Source organism: Winogradskyella endarachnes, from assembly GCF_009741275.1.
GTDB lineage: Bacteria > Bacteroidota > Bacteroidia > Flavobacteriales > Flavobacteriaceae > Winogradskyella > Winogradskyella endarachnes.
Genome location: NZ_WOWS01000003.1, coordinates 179,954 through 198,942, shown reverse-complemented (window position 1 = coordinate 198,942; position 18,989 = coordinate 179,954). Strand labels below are relative to the sequence as shown.

Sequence of the window (18,989 nt, the reverse complement as noted above, 5' to 3'; positions counted from 1 at the left end):
TAGAATGAAACCAGATTTATTCGAAGCACCAGATTATTATAATCTTGATGAATTACTAACAGAAGAGCACAAATTAGTTAGAGATGCTGCTAGAGAATGGGTAAAACGTGATGTCTCTCCCATAATTGAAGAATATGCTCAAAAAGCAGAATTCCCGAATCAAATTGTTAAAGGTTTGGCAGAAATAGGCGCTTTTGGCCCTTACATACCTGAAGAATATGGAGGTGCTGGTTTAGATCAAATTTCATATGGCTTAATAATGCAAGAAATAGAGCGTGGCGATTCTGGCGTAAGAAGTACGGCTTCGGTACAGTCGTCTTTAGTAATGTATCCTATATGGAAATACGGAAACGAAGAGCAACGCCAAAAATACTTGCCTAAATTAGCATCTGGCGAATGGATTGGTTCATTTGGATTAACAGAACCAGATTATGGTTCAAATCCTGGAGGTATGGTAACAAATTTTAAAGATATGGGTGACCATTATCTTTTAAATGGTGCAAAAATGTGGATTTCTAATGCGCCTTTTTGTAATATAGCCGTAGTATGGGCTAAAAATGAAGAAGGACGTATACACGGTTTAATTGTAGAACGTGGTATGGAAGGTTTTTCTACACCAGAAACGCATAATAAATGGTCACTAAGAGCAAGTGCAACTGGCGAGCTAATTTTTGATAACGTAAAAGTGCCCAAAGAAAATTTATTACCTAAAAAATCTGGATTAGGCGCACCATTGGGTTGTTTAGATTCGGCACGTTTTGGTATTGCTTGGGGCGCCATTGGAGCAGCTATGGATTGTTATGATACTGCATTACGTTACAGTAAAGAACGTCTACAGTTTGGAAAACCTATTGGACAATTTCAGCTACAACAAAAAAAATTAGCCGAAATGATTACGGAAATCACAAAAGCACAATTGCTAGCCTGGAGACTAGGTGTAATGCGCGAGGCAGGTACAGCAACGTCTGCACAAATTTCTATGGCAAAACGTAATAATGTTGAAATGGCTATTAATATAGCAAGAGAAGCGAGACAAATGCTTGGTGGCATGGGAATTTCTGGTGAATATTCTATTATGCGTCATTCTATGAACCTTGAAAGTGTAATAACTTATGAAGGTACACATGATATTCATTTACTAATCACAGGTTTAGATATTACAGGCTTAAATGCTTTTAAATAAACAATATTAAACTCCAATTTGAGGGCTTACGTGGTTAATGTAGGCCTTTTTTATTTTTCATTAACTGATTTTTGACAGCTTTTTTCATTCTGTTGTATTCTAAATTTGCATTGAACTAATATTATCAAGCATGGAATATACACGACAGGAGCTTATTCAATTCATCAATTTACAATTAGCCTCAATAGGACAACCCATCTTTAAAGATGCAGAGGATAGCGAAGAAAAATTCTGTGATTCAGAATTTGAATTACTATCACAAGGTTTAATAAGAAGTTTACGAGAAAAATCTAGACTATTAGCAACCCATCTTTGCCCAGCAGATGCTAGAATTCAAAATTTTATAGACGACTATTTAAAGGAGGTAAGTATAGACAAATCATTTGTACTTCCAAACAATACTTTAATATTATCTAGAAAAGGACAAGCTAGAGAAGCCAGTTTACCACCAGATGGCACGTCTTTTGAAAGTGAATTAATTACCTCTAAGCGACTAAAGCAAGGTATATTAAACAACCCTTTACATGACAAGAGAACAACAAAAGGAACTTTTCATATTGTAGAAGGTACGCTGCCTGTTCCCTTAGATAAAAAGGAAGTTCCAAAGGTAGTATTAGCTCATTTTTTACACGCTGCTTTTAATCCCTCAAAGGACTTAAAAACACTTCCTTTTACAGCAAACCAAGAGTCTAAAGCAGAAACAATGGTTTCTATGTTGTTAAGACCTGTTGTATGCCCAGAAGTTAAAGGAGTAATATCTCAAAAATCTTTAGAAGTTCGCTTTTTTGCACCAGGATCATTAGTAAGTAATTTAGATTTTGTTGAGTCTATATTTGGCAATGCAGGTGATCCAAATTTAGCACATAATGATTCCGCATTAGACCCAGAACACTGGACAGGCCATACAGGTTGCATTGTGTTAGCACCTCAACTTTTAACTCTTAAAAAGAAAGATTTAGGACTACCTCATTTTGATGACGCTACAGATCGCCAGAAAAAAGATGGCATGTGCTGGACTAATGAAAATGAACTTTATAATGACGGTGGCGCTTTTAAAATTACATGTAGAGACGAAAGAGGAGTTGTTGTTACATTAATTGCTGACAATTATTTTGGCTATTCTAAAAAAGAAATAAAAACACAAATTAGTTATTCTGCTAACTTATATGGTTTAGCAGAAGAAGAACATGCTGGTGGTGCAATTGCTTATGCTAGACGTGTTATGGGAGAAACTGTAGACAGTAAAGATTATGCTACATATTATGGCTTAAATCATACTTTTGAAGACGTTAAAAATTTAATTGGAGACAGAATTGACGTTAAACCAGAAAATTACGCAGTAGATAAAAATTATCCTAACATCGTTTATATTCCAGAATCCTCATACTTTAATACAGCTACTAATAGTATAACTTGGAATTATAAAGGTAAGGAACAAAAATTAACATTATCGCCGTTTAAAACTTACATCCATCCATCAGGAAACAAATTGAGATTAGAAAAACATAAGTCTATAGATTTATGGCGCATTGTAGAAACGTACCCAGAAGGCGTTTTTTGCCACAAACCATGTACAGTTTCTGGTGGTGGTAAATCTGAGATTTCAAAATCTATGCAAAATGCAATTACTTATAGTGCATTCAACATTCATAATATCGACGAGGATTTTAAGAAAGCAGATGAAATTATAGAGTTTGACTATTCTACCAGATGGAAAATTAAGGATCCTAACAGACCAAAATCTCGATCTTTTTTAAGTGAAAAAAGAACATTAGGTTCTGTTGTAAAATTGTTAACTCCTAACGATGAAAACTCAGATGAGTTTAACGAATTTTTAAATAATATCCCAGTACATATACGTTCTTTAGTGCTATTTGTAAAACGATTATTTAGACAAGCACATGGCGCTAACCTTAACTGGAAAGACATGATGTCTGTAGAATATATAAATGGTGCAAAAGGAACGTCACTAATCTATAATCACACACCTGTTGTTGGTAGTTATGTGCGCATTGGATTTAATGAAGAAGGTAATTGGATGTTAAATAAATTACGTTCAGATTTTTCTGCAAGTGAAAAAATTCAAACGGAAGATGATATTACGGCCTCTATTACTTTGCCTCGAGAACAATTTAAAAACTTAAATCCAGAATACTCAAACAAAAGTGTAAAGGTATTAACCAATTGCGAAGCACATCTATTTCAAAGACCAGATGAAGCAATCGTTAGAGGTTATGATAAACTAGCCGAACTAGATATAATTACAGATGGTAGATTTTTAACTAACTATGAATTGTTAACTAAAGAAGACGCTATTGCTATCTATGAAGACACCATAAACTATGATAAGTACACCCAACCGGTTAAAGATTTTATAAAAGAAATAATTGACGCTGATGATGACCAGGTTCAATTTGTTTTACCATCTCATCCAAGGATTGTTAATGGTGAACCTACAAAAAACCCACGTTATTTAGAGCCTAATAAATTCTATAACGAAACCGAAGCCACTTATATATCTGATATTGGTGTACGCTTATGCCGAAGAATAAAACCAGAAGACCCAGTTATACATGTGGTAAACGCAGTACTACCTGGTAGAAGAAATAATCCTGCAGATAAAGAAGCTGGCATTAGACCATTGGCCGTTTATAATCCAATTCATTATCAAGAAACTCCAGAATTATTTATGGACTTTATTTGTAGTTTAACCGGTAAATCACCATCTACTACAGGTGCTGGATCAGAAGGCGCTTTAACAAAGGCTCCATTTAACATGTTAACGCCAACTACCGATTTAAACAATGCCTTACTTTCTCATATTTTAACAGAATCTAATGGGTTTAGTACAGCTGCAGGATACGTTGGTGCAGAAAATAAAATTGACCATGATATTAGTTTACTAATTCCAGAAATCTGGGCCAGAATGGCTCCAGAGGATAGAGATCCTAAAAATTTAATTGCCAATGGGTCTTTAGAAAAACTTGAAGATTTTGAGCACAACGGAGAAAAAGTACTTGCAAGTAGATTAGGTTATAGAATTACTAAAAAATTCTCACTATTATGTCTAAATAGACTATTTGATGAACCTACAGCTGTATTTAATAAACATATGCTGAAACCAGAATTACAGAATTTAGAAGATTTTGTAGACGGTATTAATAATATAGTTGAAGCACAACAAAAAGTGGCCTTAAACTATTTTGAAGATGGTAGCATTGATGCCGCTATTCCGCCTCTAAAAATACTTCTTAATATAATGGCTTACGGACACTATGAAGGTAAATCTATTAGCGACCCAGAGTTAAGAAAATATTTTGATAGATCATATGTTGTTAATGCAGATTGGTATAAAGAAAGATTAGCTTTAAAACAGGAAAAAGATATTGCGTATTATAGTTCTCAGATAAAATATTTAGAAGCTTTTATTAACGATTCTCGTAATGATATATTAGTGGAAGACATGCAATTAAACGAACGTTTAAAAACAACTAAAGCGTTATGTGACAATGTTAAATCTCCAGACTATTTAAATCAATTAGTAGGTACTATTGGTGTAGATCCTCTTTATAAAAAATAATGTGATAGTCTAATTTTTATTATTAACATTATTCAAATTAAAAATGCTTCCACTAAACAGGAAGCATTTTTTGTTTAAATTTACTTTATGTCTTCAAAAACCAGATTAGATCGTGCATATAAAAATGCTAAACGCATATCATTTAATGATAATTCTAAATTTATATTATTTAGCGATTGCCATAGAGGAGATAATAGTTTTGCAGATGATTTTGCAAATAATAGAAATATTTATTACCATGCCTTAAGACATTATTATTCTGAAGGTTTTGATTACTGCGAACTGGGTGATGGTGATGAGTTATGGGAAAACCTATCATTTCAATCTATTTTCTACGCGCACAAAAATGTATTTATGCTGATGAAGCAGTTTCATGATGAAGATAGACTGCACATGATTTGGGGAAACCACGATATGGTGTATCGTGATCCAAAATACGTAGAAAAACATCTCACCACTTTTTTTGACCCAAAAACTGGAAATAACGAAGATTTATTTTGCGGAATAACTTATAATGAGGCTATTGTTTTAGAACATGCGGACACCAAACAAGAATTATTTTTAACCCATGGACACCAAGCCGATTGGTGGAATTTTCTATTCTGGAAATGGAGTCGATTTATGGTGCGTATCTTATGGAAACCACTAAATGTTATGGGAATCGCAGATCCTACAAGTCCAGCTAAAAATTACACCGAACTTATTAAAATTGAAAAACGAACTAAACACTGGATAACCGAAAACAAAAATCTAATTACAATTGTAGGCCACACACATCGGCCACGTTTCCCTGAACCTGGAGATATCGCTTATTTTAATGATGGTAGTTGTGTGCACCCACGAAGTATTACAGGTCTTGAAATTGAAAACGGAGCCATCTCCTTAATTAAGTGGCAGGTAATCACCTCAGAAGATGGTAATTTAAAAATTGACCGCTTTTTATTAGAAGGTCCAACAAAATTGGCGGATTATAAAACGGAGTAATCTATTAAGAAAAACAGTAATTTCTAAAATTGAAAAAATCCTATGAGCTATTTAAATATGAGTCTTTTTTTTCTAATGTGTTTTATAAACATGAAGTCTGAAATACCTACTGTATCGACGATATATTTTTCAGAATATACATTTAATACAACTACTGGTGAACAAACCAAAATAACATTAGAAGATGACAAGATTTATATTTTAGACTTTTGATATTTAGAATGTGCGCCGTGCATTAAAGACCACCAGGTGATTGCAAAACATGCAGATTATACTAAAAACAAGAACATTGAAGTTATAGGTATGTCTATAGACCGAAGTAAAAGTAAGTGGAAAGCCTATTTAGAAACCCATGAGCATAACTGGGTAAATTACAACCAGTTTGGCTCCGATAAGTCGCTATATAAAGATTTAGAAATACAGTTATTTCCAACGTATTTGGTTGTAAATAATAAAGGAGACATACTTCATAAATCAAATAGATTTAAAAAGGCTTTGGAATTTATTGAAGCTACAAATTTTAAAAATGAATAAATTTTGAACTTTATAATTCTTAATTCACTAAGAGATTTCTGTGTTTAAATGAATTTAAGACTCAGGTGCCAACTCCACCTGTAAACCTTCCATTTCTGGTGTTAATTGTATTTGGCATCCTAACCTAGAATTTTCCTTTACATCAAATGCTTCAGAAAGCATAGCTTCTTCATCATCTTGCATTTCTGGCAATTCAGTATCGCTTAAAACATAACATTGGCAAGACGCACACATTGCCATACCTCCACAAACACCAATTGTACCTTCTGGCGCTAACTCATAAGAGCGCACAACCTCCATTAAATTCATTGCCATATCTGTTGGTGCTGCAACGTTATGTTTTACACCATCTCTATCAATGATAGTTATATTTATATCTAGATTCTCCACTAGTTTATTGCTTTTACAACAGCTTTTGGCGCTTCTTTTCGTGTACCATCAAATCCATTAACACCTGCAACCGTAGTATATTTTAAGACAAAACGTTTCCCTGGATTAATAATCTGATATGCCGATTGACACATTAATGTTGCTTCGTGAAAACCACAAAGGATTAACTTTAACTTCCCTGGATAGGTATTCACATCTCCAATAGCGTATATACCAGGAATATTAGTTTGGTAATCTAAAGCATTGTTTACTTTAATGGCATTTTTCTCAATCTCTAATCCCCAATTTGCAATCGGTCCTAGTTTTGGAGATAAACCAAAAAGGGGAATAAAATGATCGGTTTTAACTAAAATTGGACTTTCGTCTTTTTTAGTTACCTCAACACTTTCAACTTTTTCATTACCATTTATAGCTGTTATTTCAGCAGGTGTAATTAGGTTAATTTTACCTAAATTTTTTAATTCTTGTACCTTTTCTACAGAATCTAAATGCCCTCTAAATTCATTTCTTCTATGAATTAGTGTAACACTCTTTGCAATATCACTTAAAAAAATACTCCAATCTAAAGCTGAATCTCCTCCACCTGCAATAACCACATTTTTATTGCGATACATTTCAGGTTCTTTAATCATATACTCAACGCCTTTATCTTCAAAGTCTGTAATATTATCTAGTAAAGGTTTTCTTGGCTCAAAACTTCCTAAACCACCTGCAATTGCAACTACCGGAGCCTTATGTTCTGTTCCTTTATTTGTTGTTACAATAAAACTGCCATCTTCTTGTTTTTCTATAGTTTCTGCTCGCTCGCCTAAGGTAAAACCTGGCTCAAACTGTTTACATTGCTCTAAAAGTTTGTCGGTTAAATCACCTGCAAGAATCTCTGGATATGCAGGAATATCATAAATAGGCTTTTTAGGATATAACTCTGTACATTGACCACCTGCTTGCGGAAGTGCATCAATTAAATGACATTTTAACTTTAATAATCCAGCTTCAAAAACTGTAAAAAGTCCGGTAGGACCTGCGCCAATAATAAGAATATCTGTTGTAATCATAGATGCTAAATTGGAGTCAAAATTAACTCAGAAGTTTTAATAAGTATGTAATAAATATCACATTACTTTTCTACATTTATTACCGCTTCTATTTGAGGAGCATATTTTTTAATGGTCATTTCTACACCAGATTTTAGTGTCATTTGATTAACACTACATGAGGTGCAAGCACCTACAAGTTGTACTTTTACTAATTTACCATCATCAATAGACAATAAATTAATATCTCCACCATCACTTTGAAGAAAAGGACGGATTTCGTCTAATGCTTTTTCAACATTTAATTTTAAATCTTCTGAATTCATTTAATTCTTTTTAACTGCAGAGCATCCTGCCATTGTTGTAATTTTTATTGCTTCAGTAGCTGGTAATGCTTCGTTTCTATCCACTACCTGTTGTACAACATTACGTGTAATATCTTCAAAAGCTGCTTCTATTGGTGTTTCGGTTTGCATTGCTGCTGGTCTTCCTACATCACCTGCTTCTCTAATACTTTGTATTAATGGCACTTCACCTAAAAACGGAACATCTAAATCTTCGGCAAGATGTTTTGCACCCTCTTTACCAAATATATAATACTTATTATCAGGTAATTCTGCTGGTGTAAAATACGCCATGTTTTCAATAATACCTAAAACAGGAACATTGATACTATCTTGTTGAAACATTGCCACGCCTTTCTTAGCATCTGCAAGAGCAACGTTTTGCGGTGTGCTTACCACAACAGCACCTGTAATTGGCAGAGCCTGCATAATACTTAAATGGATATCTCCTGTACCTGGAGGAAGATCTAATAATAAAAAGTCTAATTCTCCCCAAGCTGCATCAAAAATCATTTGGTTTAATGCTTTAGAGGCCATTGGTCCTCTCCAAATTACTGCCTGATCGGGTTTTGTAAAAAAACCAATAGACAATACTTTAATGCCATAGTTTTCTACAGGTTTCATTTTAGATTTTCCGTCTATAGTTACTGACAATGGTCTTTCATTGGCTACATCGAACATAATAGGAATAGATGGTCCGTAAATATCAGCATCTAAAACGCCAACTTTAAACCCCATTTTTGCCAAAGTAACTGCTAAGTTTGCGGTTACTGTAGATTTACCAACACCACCTTTACCAGAGGCAACTGCAACTATATTCTGAATACCAGGAATTGCTTTTCCCTTTATTTCGTTTTTTGGTTCTGCAACTGCAGCTTTAACTTTTACATTAACCTTAATTTTGGCTTTTTCATAAACTTTTTTATGAATGGTTTGTAAAATATCTACTTCTGTCCTTTTACGTGCCTGAAGACTTGGGTTTTTAATGGTTATATCTACAATTACTTCATCGGCAAATGTAACTACATTTGTTACTGCTCCACTATCTACCATGTTTTCACCTTCGCCAGGTGCAGTTATAGTTTTTAGCGCGTTAAGTATATCTTGCTTTACTAATTTCATATATATTATGAGAACAGAAATAATGGAGGCTAGAATTTAGACTCAATTATTTCTTATTAAGATTTATTCTAAAAACAAAGATACTGCTAAAAGTTTAGATTTTGAAGCAGATAAATTGAATTGTACAATAGTTGAATTTGGATTGGTAATAGAGACAAAATTAAGCTGAAAAATCGCCTATAATTCTTTAACAGGATCCCAATATAAGGCTTCAAAATTTTGAATTTGATTCTCTATAACCTCAATACCTTCGTTTTCTAATAATTGTTGCATTAGGTTGGTTCCTTCAAAATGATGTTTTCCTGTTAACAGCCCTTTTCGGTTTACCACTCTGTGTGCTGGTACATTTTTTCCGTGAGAACCATTCATGGCATATCCTACAATTCTAGCACTTTTTGCGGCACCTAAATATTTTGCAATTGCACCATAACTGGTAACTCTACCATATGGAATTTGCCTTACGACATCGTAAACTTTTTCAAAAAAACCTGATGTTTCTGGCTTCATCTTAAAGTTCTTTAAGAATGTTAATGAGTGTAATTAGTGCAACAATACCTGTAATAACACCTATACTTAGGTTCATACTTTTTTGAGATGTAAATTTTTTATCCTTTATCTTATCAAAAAAGAAAATATAAAAATAAAGCATGGCAAATGTACCTGTTACGGCACCTGTAACATAGGTAACGATGCTCAATTTTTCAAAATTCATAAAACCAAAAGACACCAAGGTAATTGTCATATAGGCTTGATAAGGAATAGGAAACACATTTAGTGCAGACAAAAGCATGCCATGTAACAAACGGCCGTGTTTACTCTTTATTTCTGTTTCCTTTTTTGTCTCCTTTTGTTTTGAAGCTAGAACTAAAAAATAGATTGTAATTAAAACGAATATAACAAATGCAACACGTTGCAGAATCTCAACGACGTCTTGGTTTTGCGATAAATATCTGGCAAAAATTGCCGCAAGATAGGTTTGTATATAAACTACAATACAAACACCTGTAGAGAACATAATACCTCTACCTGCACCTTCTTTTAAGCTTATTCTTGCAGCTGTCATATTCAGTAAGCCTGGTGGCACTACACCAATTAAGGCAACAATAAAGCCTAAAGAGAAAATTACGGTTATACTCAAGTTTAGTTAATTTTAAATCTAATATACGTAATTGCTTTGTCTTTCTCTAAATACTGATTTTCATAAAAAGTCTGAATTTCTGTAACATCTTCTGGGCTGCCTTCTAACTTATAAACGTTGTGATTAGCATATAAAACCTCGTGACCTGTACCATGCAATAACCCTAAAGTATAGCCATGCATAAACTCACTATCAGTTTTTAAATGCATTAAACCACCTGGTTTTAAAATTTTCTTGTATCGCTCTAAAAATTTTAAATTAGTCATTCTATGCTTGGTTCTCTGGTATTTAATCTGTGGATCAGGAAAGGTAATCCAGATTTCATCAACTTCATTCTCCGCAAAAACCATATCTACAAGTTCTATTTGAGTTCTTAAAAAAGCGGCATTAGTTATGTTTTGTTCAATGGCTGTTTTTGCGCCTCTCCAAAATCTTGCACCTTTAATATCTATACCTATAAAATTTTTATGAGGATAACGTTGAGCTAAACCAACAGTATATTCACCTTTTCCGCAACCTAATTCTAGAACAATTGGGTTTTCATTTTTAAATACATCCGTTCTCCAATTACCTTTTAATTTATAGGTTGCATCAACTATTTCTTCACGAGTTGGCTGATAGACATTATGAAAAGTTTCGTTTTCTTTAAAGCGTTTAAGTTTATTTTTACTTCCCACTAAATTTATGATTTAATAATAATTCGGTAAAATTAAGCAAACAAATTAGGTTTACCTTTGTTTTGGCTAATGATATATTAATATCCATTAAAAAACTGAAAACAACGAACCAAAATTTAGATAACACCCGAAAGCGTATTTTAGTTGCGCCATTAAATTGGGGATTGGGTCATGCTACGCGCTGTATTCCTATTATTAATGCGTTAATAGAACATAATTTTGAACCTGTAATTGCAAGTGATGGTGTTGCGCTTCAACTTTTAAAAAAAGAATTTCCCAATTTAACTGCTTTTGAACTTCCTTCGTATAATATTACGTATTCAAAAAAAGCTAAAGGCTTTAAAACCAAATTAATTAAGGATTCTCCTCATCTTTTAAAAACAATTAAAAAAGAAAAAAAAGCAGTTTTTAAATTAATTGTAAATGAGGGAATCTCTGGGATTATCTCAGATAATAGATTTGGTGTAAGGCATAAATCTATTCCTTCCGTTTTTATTACACACCAATTACGCGTATTAAGTGGCAGCACCACCTGGTTTAGCAGTAAAATGCATCAGAAAATAATTTTAAAATTTGATGAATGTTGGGTTCCTGATCATAATGGAATTTCTAATTTAAGCGGCAGGCTTGGTCATGTTGATAATTTTGATGCTACCATAAAATATTTAGGACCTCTAACCAGATTTAAAAAACAAAATACTGTTACTAAATACAAATTGCTGGTTTTACTCTCTGGACCAGAACCACAACGTACATTTTTGGAAGAAAAGTTACTAAACGATTTAAATAAATTTGAAGGAAATGTACTTTTTGTAAAAGGTAAAATTGAAGCGGTACAACATAAGGAAGTAATAAATAATATCACTACTTACAATTTTATGGCGAGTAAACAGCTTGAAACAGCAATTAATGAAAGTGAACTTATTCTCAGTAGATCGGGCTATACTACCATAATGGATTTAGCTAAACTTGAAAAGAAAGCGTTCTTTATACCAACTCCAGGACAATTTGAGCAAGAGTATTTGGCTAAAAAATTAGATTCTGAAGGAATAACACCTTATTGCGAACAAGATAATTTTGATATTAATTTACTTAAAAATGTGGATACTTACAGTGGCTTTAAGTTTGAAGAATACGAGCTTAATTACCACAAATTATTCAGACTTTTCTAGCGTAAAAGAAAACTCACTACCAACGTCTAACTGGCTTTCTATATATATTTTTTCTTCATGAGCTTCAATAATATGCTTTACAATAGACAAGCCTAAACCGGAACCACCTTCTTTACGAGAACCACTTTTATCTACACGGTAAAAACGTTCAAATAAACGTTGAAGATTTTCTTTTGCAATACCTTCTCCGTTATCGGTTACCCTAATTATCGCTTTATTTTTAATAAGATTTTCTATACTTACTTCAGTAGTTCCTTTTTCTCTTCCGTACTTAATAGAATTAACAATAAGATTAGTTAAAACTTGTTGTATGCGCTCTTTATCAGCGTGTACCATAATTGGTTTAGAGTAATTAATATCAAAAGTTAAAGTAATTTGCTTTTTAGCCGCTTTCATTTCAAACAAATCAAAAACGTTTTGAACCAATTTGACTATGTCAAAGTTTTCTTTTGTTAAACTAAGATCACCCACTTCTAATTTAGTAATCATGTCTAAATCTTTAATGATGTAGGTAAGCCTTTCTACACCTTTGCTTGCTCTTGCTAAATATTTATCTCTTATTTTTTCATCATTAATACCGCCATCAATTAGTGTAAGTAAATAACTTTGTACTGTAAATAATGGTGTTTTTAACTCGTGTGAAACATTACCAATAAATTCTTTTCGGTATTCTTCTCTAACCTTTAATGTTTCTATTTCAATTTTCTTGTTTTTAGCATATTTATCTATTTCTTTTGTTAAAGTTCCCATATCTGTGGTGATTGGCATTTGTCTTAGACTTGTAGATTCTAAAAGTGTTAAATCGTCGTAAATCTTTTTAACACGTTTATAGATAAATCGCTCTACTCTATATTGTACAATACCAAAACATAGCGGAAAACACAAAAAAGGATAAAAAATAAATTGCCAATTAATTACTTTAAAATAGTAAAGAAACAAGCCAACAAGCACTGAAGAAAACAGTGTAACGTATAGTGCTGTTCTATAAGCGAACTTATAGGATTTTTTAATGGTTTTTTTTTGCATTAGTCTACAAACTTGTAACCAACACCTTTAACGGTTTTAAAGGATTTATCGCCTATTTTCTCACGAAGTTTTCTAATATGAACATCAATAGTTCTTCCTCCTACAACAACTTCATTTCCCCAGACTCTATCTAAAATTTCATCGCGTTTAAACACCTTTCCTGGTTTAGTTGCTAGCAAAGATAATAATTCAAACTCCTTTCTAGGTAAGGTAATTTCTTTACCGTTCAATGTAATTTTATATTCTTCTTTAAAAATCACTAAATCACCTATTTTTACAATAGACTCGGCTACAATTTCAGATTGCTTAAAACGTCTTAATAAAGACTTTACTTTACTAATTAATACTTTAGGTGTAATTGGTTTGGCAATATAATCATCTGCACCAGCATCAAAACCAGCTACTTGAGAATAATCTTCTCCTCTTGCGGTTAAAAATGTTATAACAGTTTCACTTAATTCTGGAAACTCTCTAATGCGTTCACAAGCTTCTATACCATCCATTTTTGGCATCATAACATCTAATATTATTAAATGTGGCTTATGTTTTTTAGCCAATTCTACCGCTTCTTCACCGTTTTCACCTTTTATAACCTGGTATCCTTCGTTAGATAAATTATATCCTACAATTTCTAAAATATCTGGTTCATCATCAACCAATAGTATTTTAATGTCTTTCTTTTTCAATGGGAATTGTTTGTTTTAATGGATGTAAATATAAAATATATCTCTATTAACCATCTAAATATAGTGAATTGATAACAATTACCTAACATTAAAAACTTAAAACATTGTTAGTCAGAAGCACCTGATAATAACCATATTAACTTAATGTAAACATATTAACTATTAACAGAATAGATTATTAAAAATAAGGTTTAGTTATTATATTTGTTTCCTAACTTTTATAAAAATTCAATTATGAAGAAATTTTACTTTTTATTATTTTGTTTAATGAGTTTGGTCTCGTACGGTCAAAATGCTGCTGTTAATGGTGGTTTTGAAAACTGGACGGCCGGTGTACCGGATTCTTACACAACTGTTGATTTTAGTACAACTGACTTAACAGAAAACACTAATGCAACGTATGTTTCTGAAGGAGCATCTTCAGCCAGTGTAAATGTTTTAACGCAAAGTCAGGGTGATACTGACATAAGACAAACTGTATCTTTAACTGGAGGTGTAACATATGTAATGAGTTTAGACGTATACGCTACAAATGATGAAGCTAGAGCAAGAATTTTTAATGGTAGTGGTTTTAATCCTTCAGTGTATTCTGATGAAACCCTTTTAAACCAATGGCAGACTATTTCTTTTGAATATACACCTACAGCAGATGAAGTTTTTGAATTTGGAATTCGATTTTATGATATCTCTGCAAATTGGACCGCAGGAACACAGTCTTCTTTATTTTACATAGATAATATTCAAATTGTAGAAGCTACAACACCAAATGTTGTAATTACTAGTCCTGCAGATAATGATATTTTTGATGCTGGTACAACTTCTGTAGACGTAGTTTTCTCAACGGCTAATTTAGTAGGTGGAGAAAGTGTAACGATTACAGTAAACGGTACTGAAACAGCAAATGCTACAAGTCCTTTCTCAATTGCCACTACAGATGGAGAGGCTTACACTGTAACAGCCGATTTAATGGATGGAACAACAAGTATTAGCACTAGCACAATAGATTTTAGTGTTGCAAACCCTTCTTCTACTGTTCAAGTTGCTGATATTACAGCTTTAAGAGCAAGTACAATTGATCCTGCTATCACTTATGAATTAACAGGTGAAGCTATAGTATCTTACGTAGTTACAGACAACACCAGAAACCAAAGATTTATACAAGATGCTGGTGCTGGTGTTTTAATTGATGATCCTTCAGGTATTTTAACAACTGCATTTGTTGCCGGAGACGGAATTACTGGTTTAAAAGGGACGCTTGTTGATTACAACGGTTTATTAGAGTTTGTACCTACGGAAAATGTAGCTGCAGCTTCTTCTACTGGTAATGTATTACCACAAATAATCGTTAGTGCATCTGAATTAATTAACAATGGTGAAGCCTATGAAGGTATGCTAATAACTTTAAACAATGTTACATTTCAAGATACTGGTGTATTTGCAGACAATACTAACTATAGTGTTGCAGACGGAACAGATGTAACAGTTTGTAGAGTAACATTTGCAGATGAAGATTTAATTGGTAGCGCAATACCAACAACAGTTTCTAGTATTATGGGATTAGGTACTGAATACAATGGTACATATCAAATTTTCCCAAGGTATGCCAGCGATGTTGCTGCTGCTTTAAGTGTAAACAATTTCAACGATACTGCGTTTAGCTTATACCCTAACCCAACTAATACTGGTTTCGTTTCAATTTCTTCAACAAATAGTGATGCTATTTCTGTACAAGTTTTTGATATCTTAGGTAAGCAAGTTAAAAATGAAACATTATCTAACAACACGTTAAACGTTTCTAACTTAAAGTCTGGTGTTTACATTGTAAAAATAACTCAGAATAACGCTTCTACTACTAAGAAATTAGTAATTAACTAAGCATAACTGTTTTTACATATAAAAGCGTAACTCTAAAATTGAGTTACGCTTTTTTTATGACAAAATTTAACCACTTGCTAATGCTTTTATCTAATTGAAATCTTTGGTAATGTTGATAATGTATATAATTTCAATGAAGAACATATTTGTTTCTATATTTGTAGCTTAATCCATTATATTAATTTTATTATGAAGAAAATTTACTTTTTATTTTTATTCTGCCTAACAAGCCTTTTATCCTTTTCACAGGTTTTTATAACGGAAATTGCAGACCCAAATAATAATCTAGCAGCACGCTACATTGAATTACACAATGCAGGAACTACTGATGTTGATTTCACAGAAGGTAATGGCTGGCAAATAGACAAATATTTAAACGGTAATTCTGGTGTTAATACAACTTTAGACTTAACAGGTGTTATACCTGCTGGAGGTTTTTATATCATAGCATATGATTATGAAGTTCCTGGTACATTTGTAAATGTATATGGCTTTGCACCAGACCAATTAGATGCTGTACAAAACGGTGTAGCTGGAAGTAATGGTGATGACGACTTAGCATTAATTGACGGAACAGATACTTTAGTAGATTTTTGGGGTGTTTATGATTTCACTACAGATATAAATACAGATAACACTGGTACCTGTGCAGAATATGAAGATGGTAGAGCAGAACGATTAACTTCTGTAACCTCTGGTAGTACCACATTTAATGAAGCAGAGTGGAACATATGGGCAGATTCTGCCATAACAGGTTGTACTTCTCACTTAAATTCCCCAAGAACAGCACCTACAGATTTTGATCCAGGTGCATGGGGAACAGTAACCTGTTCCTTAGCATTAACTACCATCACAACAACCTGTGACGCCTTTACACTTGGAACTGATACATATACTGCAACTATTGATTTTACTGGTGGAGGTACAGCAACTTATACTGTATCATCTGATTCTGGCACGGTTGATTTATCCTCTGGAAACCCTACCAATGACGTTTCTGGTACTATAACTATAACGGGAATTGCAGAAGGTACAGATGTTTTATTATCTATAGTAGATGGCGCAATCTGCGATATAAATACTACAATTACCTCTCCTACTTGCGACCCAACATTAACACTCCCTATATACGAAGGCTTTGATTACACAGTTGGTGCCGACTTAGGAGACCAACCAAATTGGTATAACTACAGTGGAACAACAAACCCAATTGATATTGTATCAGGGAATTTATCTTATTTAGATTTAGCGGCATCTTCAGGAAACTCAGTATATTTAGAAGGTGGAGCAATTGATTCTGAAGTAGAATTCACAGCAATAACCTCTGGTAAAGTATATGTTTCATTTATTTTAAATATAACTGATTTATCAAATGTTACAGATCTAAATGATGGAGGCTATATTGCTATACTCGGCGCATTTGATGCTAGAGTTTGGGTTAGACCAGATACAAACCCTGTTGGAACAACATATGGTATGGCTATAACAAATGGTAGTATGGTTTCATCATTTACTACAACAAATTACAATGTAGGTGATAACGTTTTTGTGGTAATGAGTTATAACATCGATAATGGTGAGGTAAATGGCTGGATAAATCCAGAAAGCGCTAATTTCGGTGGTTCTGAACCAACAGCTTTAATTACTGACACTGACAGTAGTCCTAGCGCATTGATTGATTCATTTGCATTAAGACAAGATTCCACAGCAGAAACTCCAGCATTAATCATAGATGAAATAAGAATTGCTACAACTTGGGCCGAGGTTACACCTCAATCATTATCTGTAGTGGATAACAATAAAAATCAATTCTCTATATTTCCAAACCCAACAAACACAGGATTTGTAAATATTTCTTCAACAAATAGTGCTGATATAAACATCAAAGTTTACGACGTTTTAGGAAAACAAGTGATTAGCGAAACAATAACAAACAACACGTTAAACGTTTCTAACTTAAAGTCTGGTGTTTACATTGTAAAAATAACTCAGAATAACGCTTCTACTACTAAAAAATTAGTAATCAATTAAGCTTAATTCTTATTACATACTAAGAGCGTAACTCAACTTTAGAGTTACGCTTTTTTTATGTGCTTATTTTAACAAGTTTAAATTATAACTAAAAGAAAAAGTTTAAATCACTTCTTTGCATATTTTTGCATTATGAAATTAAAGGACGCTATTTTTAACATAAAAACTGATGCCGATTTTGAAGCATTGGCCTTAAAAGTATTCAAGTTTCAGTTTGAGAATAACAAAGTATATCGTTCCTTTTGCGATTTACTTTACAAACATCCTTCTGATGTAAAACAAGTTTCTGATATTCCTTTTTTACCGATTCAGTTTTTTAAAACTAGGGATATTGTTAGTACTTCTAATCCTATTGAAAAAACATTCTCAAGTTCTGGTACAACAGGAAGCATTACTAGTAAACATTTAGTTACAGATTTAAAACTTTACGAGGACAGTTATTTAAAAGCGTTTAACCACTTCTATGGAAATATTGAGGACTATGTTGTTTTAGCCTTATTACCTTCTTATTTAGAACGCGATGGTTCTTCACTTATTTATATGGTTAATGATTTAATTGAAAAATCTAATAAAACGGAAAGTGGCTTTTACCTCAATAATCTTGAAGATTTAGCAAACACCTTAAAATCACTTGAAGCAAAACAACAAAAAACATTACTAATTGGTGTCTCATTTGCATTATTGGATTTAGTTGAAACGTATCAATTAAGTTTAAAACACACCACAATAATGGAAACTGGTGGCATGAAAGGCAGACGAAAAGAAATTATAAGGCAAGAGTTGCATCAAATTCTTCAGAATGGATTTAATGTTAATCATATCCATAGTGAGTATGGTATGACTGAATTGTTAAGTCAAGCCTATTCTAAAGGTCATGGTGTTTTTGAATGTCCACCTTGGATGAAAATCTTAACACGAGATACTGAAGATGCACTTACCATACAGCAGCCTAACAAAACAGGTGGCATTAATGTTATTGATTTGGCAAACATCAATTCTTGTTCATTTATAGCCACTCAAGATCTCGGAAAAGTCTACGATAACGGTCTGTTTGAAATTTTAGGCCGATTTGATAATTCAGACATTAGAGGCTGCAATTTAATGGCACTTTAAAATTATTTTATTTTTTTGTAAGGACTTAAACTTACATACGACTGAACAATTGCTATGAAAAAGGAAGATTTTCTATAGTTGATTGATTGGTTAGATTGTG

The 18,989-nt window shown here is 32.9% G+C and carries 17 protein-coding genes; 8 read left to right on the top strand and 9 right to left on the bottom strand.

The window, feature by feature from the left end:
• Positions 1-4 precede the first annotated feature (4 nt).
• The 4 genes from GN138_RS09215 to GN138_RS09200 all read left to right on the top strand — a co-directional run bounded on the left by GN138_RS09215 (position 5) and on the right by GN138_RS09200 (position 6,281).
• On the top strand, positions 5-1,183 hold the full coding sequence (locus tag GN138_RS09215) for an acyl-CoA dehydrogenase family protein (RefSeq protein ID WP_157363513.1): 1,179 nt from the start codon (positions 5-7) through the stop codon (positions 1,181-1,183).
• Positions 1,184-1,313: 130 nt separating this feature from the next.
• On the top strand, positions 1,314-4,763 hold the full coding sequence (locus GN138_RS09210) for a hypothetical protein (protein WP_157363512.1): 3,450 nt from the start codon (positions 1,314-1,316) through the stop codon (positions 4,761-4,763).
• A gap of 87 nt (positions 4,764-4,850) precedes the next feature.
• Positions 4,851-5,747 carry a metallophosphoesterase family protein gene (locus GN138_RS09205; RefSeq protein WP_157363511.1) on the top strand — a complete coding sequence of 299 codons (897 nt, stop codon included), beginning with the start codon at positions 4,851-4,853 and terminating at the stop codon, positions 5,745-5,747.
• A 234-nt stretch (positions 5,748-5,981) separates the two neighbouring features.
• Complete coding sequence (locus tag GN138_RS09200; RefSeq protein WP_394366126.1) at positions 5,982-6,281, top strand: thioredoxin-like domain-containing protein; 300 nt, start codon at positions 5,982-5,984, stop codon at positions 6,279-6,281.
• A 54-nt stretch (positions 6,282-6,335) separates the two neighbouring features.
• Here GN138_RS09200 and GN138_RS09195 read toward each other — a convergent pair whose 3' ends face one another.
• From GN138_RS09195 to trmB, 7 genes are all read right to left on the bottom strand, one after another.
• Positions 6,336-6,671 (bottom strand): 2Fe-2S iron-sulfur cluster-binding family protein, encoded by a 336-nt coding sequence (locus GN138_RS09195; RefSeq protein WP_317162728.1) that lies wholly within the window; start codon positions 6,669-6,671, stop codon positions 6,336-6,338.
• Positions 6,671-7,726: an NAD(P)/FAD-dependent oxidoreductase gene (locus tag GN138_RS09190; RefSeq protein WP_157363510.1), complete on the bottom strand. Its 1,056-nt coding sequence runs from the start codon at positions 7,724-7,726 to the stop codon at positions 6,671-6,673. Before GN138_RS09190 ends, GN138_RS09195 begins: the two co-directional genes overlap by 1 nt.
• Positions 7,727-7,788: 62 nt before the next feature.
• On the bottom strand, positions 7,789-8,031 hold the full coding sequence (locus tag GN138_RS09185) for a NifU family protein (RefSeq protein ID WP_157363509.1): 243 nt from the start codon (positions 8,029-8,031) through the stop codon (positions 7,789-7,791).
• The gene (locus GN138_RS09180; protein WP_157363508.1) at positions 8,032-9,171 is read right to left on the bottom strand and encodes an Mrp/NBP35 family ATP-binding protein; all 1,140 of its coding nucleotides are present in this window, start codon (positions 9,169-9,171) and stop codon (positions 8,032-8,034) included.
• 177 nt (positions 9,172-9,348) lie between these two features.
• Positions 9,349-9,678, bottom strand: a complete 330-nt coding sequence (locus tag GN138_RS09175) for an MGMT family protein (RefSeq protein ID WP_157363507.1) — start codon at positions 9,676-9,678, stop codon at positions 9,349-9,351.
• Position 9,679: 1 nt separating this feature from the next.
• Positions 9,680-10,309 (bottom strand): LysE family transporter, encoded by a 630-nt coding sequence (locus GN138_RS09170; protein WP_157363506.1) that lies wholly within the window; start codon positions 10,307-10,309, stop codon positions 9,680-9,682.
• Between the two features lie 2 nt (positions 10,310-10,311).
• Entirely contained in the window at positions 10,312-10,986 is a 675-nt protein-coding gene (trmB, locus tag GN138_RS09165; protein WP_317162727.1) for a tRNA (guanosine(46)-N7)-methyltransferase TrmB, read from the bottom strand.
• Between the two features lie 62 nt (positions 10,987-11,048).
• Between trmB and GN138_RS09160 the strand changes: the two genes are divergently transcribed.
• Positions 11,049-12,158, top strand: a complete 1,110-nt coding sequence (locus GN138_RS09160; protein ID WP_317162726.1) for a glycosyltransferase — start codon at positions 11,049-11,051, stop codon at positions 12,156-12,158.
• Here GN138_RS09160 and GN138_RS09155 read toward each other — a convergent pair.
• Positions 12,141-13,184, bottom strand: a complete 1,044-nt coding sequence (locus GN138_RS09155) for a sensor histidine kinase (protein ID WP_157363505.1) — start codon at positions 13,182-13,184, stop codon at positions 12,141-12,143. The genes GN138_RS09160 and GN138_RS09155 overlap by 18 nt on opposite strands.
• Positions 13,184-13,870, bottom strand: a complete 687-nt coding sequence (locus GN138_RS09150) for a response regulator transcription factor (protein ID WP_157363504.1) — start codon at positions 13,868-13,870, stop codon at positions 13,184-13,186. The genes GN138_RS09155 and GN138_RS09150 overlap by 1 nt, the downstream gene beginning before the upstream one ends.
• Positions 13,871-14,104: 234 nt before the next feature.
• Between GN138_RS09150 and GN138_RS09145 the strand changes: the two genes are divergently transcribed.
• The 3 genes from GN138_RS09145 to GN138_RS09135 all read left to right on the top strand — a co-directional run bounded on the left by GN138_RS09145 (position 14,105) and on the right by GN138_RS09135 (position 18,889).
• Positions 14,105-15,745 carry a T9SS type A sorting domain-containing protein gene (locus GN138_RS09145; RefSeq protein WP_157363503.1) on the top strand — a complete coding sequence of 547 codons (1,641 nt, stop codon included), beginning with the start codon at positions 14,105-14,107 and terminating at the stop codon, positions 15,743-15,745.
• 189 nt (positions 15,746-15,934) lie between these two features.
• Positions 15,935-17,776 (top strand): T9SS type A sorting domain-containing protein, encoded by a 1,842-nt coding sequence (locus tag GN138_RS09140; RefSeq protein WP_157363502.1) that lies wholly within the window; start codon positions 15,935-15,937, stop codon positions 17,774-17,776.
• 132 nt (positions 17,777-17,908) lie between these two features.
• Positions 17,909-18,889 (top strand): LuxE/PaaK family acyltransferase, encoded by a 981-nt coding sequence (locus GN138_RS09135; protein WP_157363501.1) that lies wholly within the window; start codon positions 17,909-17,911, stop codon positions 18,887-18,889.
• Positions 18,890-18,989 lie beyond the last annotated feature (100 nt).